At 71.2% G+C, this 4,040-nt stretch carries 6 protein-coding genes; 5 read left to right on the top strand and 1 reads right to left on the bottom strand.

Annotated features, from left to right (window positions below; translation table 11 throughout):
- Positions 1–95: 95 nt before the first annotated feature.
- Positions 96–842 (top strand): polyphosphate--glucose phosphotransferase, encoded by a 747-nt coding sequence (gene ppgK, locus ACFU6K_RS33135; protein WP_380669382.1) that lies wholly within the window; start codon positions 96–98, stop codon positions 840–842.
- A gap of 24 nt (positions 843–866) precedes the next feature.
- On the opposite strand, the gene ACFU6K_RS33130 is transcribed toward ppgK, so the two are convergent.
- The gene (locus ACFU6K_RS33130; protein WP_380669380.1) at positions 867–1,520 is read right to left on the bottom strand and encodes a DUF6542 domain-containing protein; all 654 of its coding nucleotides are present in this window, start codon (positions 1,518–1,520) and stop codon (positions 867–869) included.
- A 164-nt stretch (positions 1,521–1,684) separates the two neighbouring features.
- Here ACFU6K_RS33130 and ACFU6K_RS33125 point away from each other — a divergent pair, with 164 nt between their 5' ends.
- From ACFU6K_RS33125 to ACFU6K_RS33110, 4 genes are all read left to right on the top strand, one after another.
- Positions 1,685–2,074, top strand: a complete 390-nt coding sequence (locus ACFU6K_RS33125) for a VOC family protein (protein WP_380669378.1) — start codon at positions 1,685–1,687, stop codon at positions 2,072–2,074.
- An 84-nt stretch (positions 2,075–2,158) separates the two neighbouring features.
- A complete protein-coding gene (gene ychF / locus ACFU6K_RS33120; protein ID WP_380669376.1) occupies positions 2,159–3,232 on the top strand; it encodes a redox-regulated ATPase YchF in 1,074 nt (357 codons plus the stop codon).
- A 177-nt stretch (positions 3,233–3,409) separates the two neighbouring features.
- A complete protein-coding gene (locus ACFU6K_RS33115; RefSeq protein WP_380669374.1) occupies positions 3,410–3,691 on the top strand; it encodes a type II toxin-antitoxin system Phd/YefM family antitoxin in 282 nt (93 codons plus the stop codon).
- Positions 3,688–3,942 carry a Txe/YoeB family addiction module toxin gene (locus tag ACFU6K_RS33110; RefSeq protein WP_380669372.1) on the top strand — a complete coding sequence of 85 codons (255 nt, stop codon included), beginning with the start codon at positions 3,688–3,690 and terminating at the stop codon, positions 3,940–3,942. Before ACFU6K_RS33115 ends, ACFU6K_RS33110 begins: the two co-directional genes overlap by 4 nt.
- Positions 3,943–4,040 lie beyond the last annotated feature (98 nt).

The raw sequence follows: 4,040 nt of genomic DNA, 5'->3' as shown, positions 1-4,040 counted from the left end.
CGCCCGGGCGCGCTCTCGTAGCTTTGTGCACAGGCTGTGGACAAGGCACCGGCCGCGGACGGCAGGTCCGCGGCCGACGGCGGAGGGCGGACGTGATGACGGCGGTATTCGGCGTGGACATCGGCGGCTCGGGGATCAAGGGCGCGCCCGTCGACCTCGCCCGGGGCGTGCTCGCCGAGGAGCGCCGGAAGGTGCTCACCCCGCAGCCGTCCGCCCCCGAGGCCGTGGTCGCCGCCGTCTGCGAGGTGATCCGCCACTTCGACCACCAGGGCCCGGTCGGGCTGACCTTCCCCGGCGTGGTCGTCGACGGCCGCACCCGGACGGCGGCCAACGTGGACAAGGGCTGGATCGGCCTGGACGCGGCGGGCCTCTTCCGCCAGGCGCTCGGCATGCCCGCGACCGTCCTGAACGACGCGGACGCGGCCGGGCTGGCCGAGCTGACCCACGGCGCCGGGCGGGGCGAGTCGGGCGTGGTCCTGGTGCTCACCTTCGGCACCGGCATCGGCAGCGCCCTGTTCGTGGACGGGACACTGGTGCCCAACACCGAGCTGGGCCACCTGGAGCTGCGCGGCAAGGACGCCGAGCGGCGGGCCTCCTCGGCCGCCAAGGAGCGGCACGGGCTGGACTGGGAGCAGTGGGCCGGGCGGGTCGACGAGTACCTGGACCTGGTGGAGATGCTCTTCTCGCCGGGGCTGATCGTGATCGGCGGCGGGGTGAGCCGCAAGCACGAGAAGTTCCTGCCGCTGCTGAAGGACCGCCGGGCACGGGTGGTGCCGGCGGAGCTGCGCAACGACGCGGGCATCGTCGGGGCCGCGATGGCGGCGGCCCGGGCCGAGGGCTGAGGGGCGCTCCTGCGGCGCCGCCGCTCAGCGGGAGCGCTGGATCCGGCGCTGGGCGACGAACCGGGCGAGCACGATCAGCGCGGCCAGCCCGGTGCCGGAGAACAGCCAGCCGGCCCGCAGCGCCAGCCCGGTCGCCAGCGAGACCACCTGGGCGGTGACGCCCGGGGAGCCCACCGGTTCGAGCAGCAGCAGCGCGAGGGCGAAGGCGATCGGCCCGCTGATCGGTGCGGCCAGCAGGTCGGCGTAGCGCACCCGGACGGCGAGCTGGAAGCAGACCACCAGGTAGCCGAGGCCGAACAGCCAGCCCAGGCCGTCGAACAGCAGCCGGTCCACGCCCGCCACCGCGAGCGTCGCCAGGACGGCGACCAGCCCGGTGCCGATGGCCGTCAGCCGGGTCGGCCGGCCGGTGCGCCGCCGCCCGTACAGCGGCTCGTCGCCGCGCCCGCGCAGCGGCAGGCGCAGCCGCGGCCGGGAGGCGGCAGGGCGGGCGGCGGCCGGGCCGGCCGCAGGGCGCGGCCGGGAGCGGGGGGCGGGTCCGGAGGGGGCTCCGGCGTTCTCGGGAGCCCGGCCTGGACCGGGGACGGCGGCTGCGGCCGCGCCGGTCGGCGGACGGCGTCTGGGCCCTGGCGGCTGGGTACGGATGCTCTGCTCCACCCGCCCAACGTACGGTCCGATCATCGCCACACTGTGTAATGGACCGTTCAGGTCTTGTCCCGTGTCTCCGGACGGAGTACTGATGTGATCGTCACTCAGGTCGTCACGCAGGTCGGCTGACCTGCTCGATCGAGTCGGCACACGACGACCGACGGATCCGTTCACGGGTCTCTCCACGGGGGAACAGCATGACCGATTTCACCTTCGAACGGCTCGACCACGTCCAGCTCGACATCCCGGCCGGGGCCGAGGACGAGTGCCGCGCCTTCTGGTCCGGAGTGCTCGGCATGGCCGAGCTGGCGAAGCCGCCGGTGCTGGCCGCCCGCGGCGGCTGCTGGTTCCGCGGCGGCGGGGTCGAGGTGCACCTGGGCGTGGCCCCGGACTTCCGCCCGTCCCGCAAGGGGCACCCGGGCATCCTGGTCCGCTCGCTGGACGCCCTGGCCGACCGCCTGGCCGCGCACGGCCACCCGGTGACCTGGGACGACAACCTGCCCGGCCACCGGCGCTTCTACGCCGACGACAAGCTGGGCAACCGGCTGGAGTTCCTGGAGCCCAGGGCGGCGCCGACCGAGGAGTGAGGCGGGGCGGGGGCTGCCCGTAGACTTGGGGGTCGGCCCGTATGGTGCCGACCCAACTCCTCCAAGCCCACGGGACTGCGCTTCATGTCGCTCACGATCGGAATCGTCGGCCTGCCGAACGTCGGCAAGTCGACCCTGTTCAACGCCCTGACCAAGAACGACGTGCTGGCGGCCAACTACCCGTTCGCCACCATCGAGCCGAACGTCGGCGTGGTGGGCGTCCCGGACGAGCGGCTGGCCAAGCTCGCCGGGATCTTCGGCTCCCAGCGCATCCTCCCGGCCACCGTCGACTTCGTCGACATCGCCGGAATCGTGCGCGGCGCCAGCGAGGGCGAGGGCCTGGGCAACAAGTTCCTCGCCAACATCCGCGAGTCCGACGCGATCTGCCAGGTCGTGCGCGCCTTCACCGACCCGGACGTGGTGCACGTGGACGGCAAGGTGTCGCCCAAGGACGACATCGAGACCATCCACACCGAGCTGATCCTGGCCGACCTCCAGACCATCGAGAAGGTCCTGCCGCGGCTCCAGAAGGAGGCGCGCCTCAAGAAGGACACCGCCCCCGTGCTGGCCGCCGCCGAGGCCGCGCAGGCGATCCTGGAGACCGGCAAGACCCTCTTCGAGGCCGGCTTCGACACCGCCCCGATCCGCGAGCTCCACCTGCTGACCGCCAAGCCCTTCCTCTACGTCTTCAACGTGGACGAGGCCGAGCTGGCCGACGAGGACTTCAAGAACGCCCAGCGCGAGCTGGTCGCCCCGGCCGAGGCGATCTTCCTGAACGCCAAGATCGAGTCCGAGCTGATCGAGCTGGACGACGCCGAGGCCCTGGAGCTCCTCCAGTCCATGGGCCAGGAGGAGCCCGGCCTCGCCACCCTCGCCCGGGTCGGCTTCAACACCCTCGGCCTCCAGACCTACCTGACGGCCGGCCCCAAGGAAGCCCGCGCCTGGACCATCAAGAAGGGCGCCACCGCCCCCGAGGCCGCCGGAGTCATCCACACCGACTTCCAGAAGGGCTTCATCAAGGCCGAGGTGATCTCCTTCGCCGACCTGGTCGAGACCGGCTCCATCGCCGAGGCCCGCGCCAAGGGCAAGGCCCGCATCGAGGGCAAGGAGTACGTCATGCAGGACGGCGACGTCGTGGAGTTCCGCTTCAACGTGTGAGCTCCTGATTGCTTTGAGCTGGATTGATCTGTCACATGCGCAGGTCGGACGGGGCCCGCCTCTCTTGAGGCGGGCCCCGATCTCTTTTCCGTGCTGACCTGGTGCTGACTTCTTCGGCCCGCCGCGCCTGCTTGAGTGGTACGTTATGTGGTACCAGTCATGGAGGGAGTTCAGTCGATGTCGATCACTGCCAGCGAGGCGCGCAAGGCTCTCTTCCCGTTGATCAAGAAGGTCAACGACGATCACGAGGCCATTGAGATCGTCTCCAAGCACGGAAATGCCGTACTCGTCTCGGCCGAGGACTATGCCGCCCTGCGTGAAGGCTCCTACCTGTTGCGCTCGCCGGTGAACGCCCGCCGCCTGCTCAAGGCGTATGAGAACGCCCTTGGCGGCATGGGGCTTTCCGAGCGGGAGCTCATCGATCCTGATGCGGCGGATGGCGAGAAGGGTGCCGCGTGAGGCTCGTCTTCGAGGAGACCGGCTGGGAGGACTACACCTCCTGGCTCAAGAACGACCGCAAGATGCTCGCCCGCATCAACAAGCTCATCGAGGACGTGTTGCGCGACCCGTTCACCGGCATCGGCAAGCCCGAGCCGCTGAAGTACCACCTGCCCGGTGTCTGGTCGCGGCGGATCGACGACGAGCACCGCCTCGTCTACCTGGTCACGGATCGGGAGATCGTCATCCTGGCCGCCCGCTACCGCTACTGATCGGCGGCCGCCGGGGCGTCGCCGTGCTGGTTCCGCTTCAACGTCTGACGGCCGACCGCCGCCGCGCGCCCGGACCGCCCGGGCCCCGTGTTCGTACG

Origin of the sequence: Kitasatospora sp. NPDC057512, assembly GCF_042802135.1 — a bacterium.
Lineage (GTDB): Bacteria > Actinomycetota > Actinomycetes > Streptomycetales > Streptomycetaceae > Kitasatospora.
The sequence above is the reverse complement of the archived record's forward strand: the minus strand, read 5'-3'. Positions and strand labels throughout refer to the sequence as shown.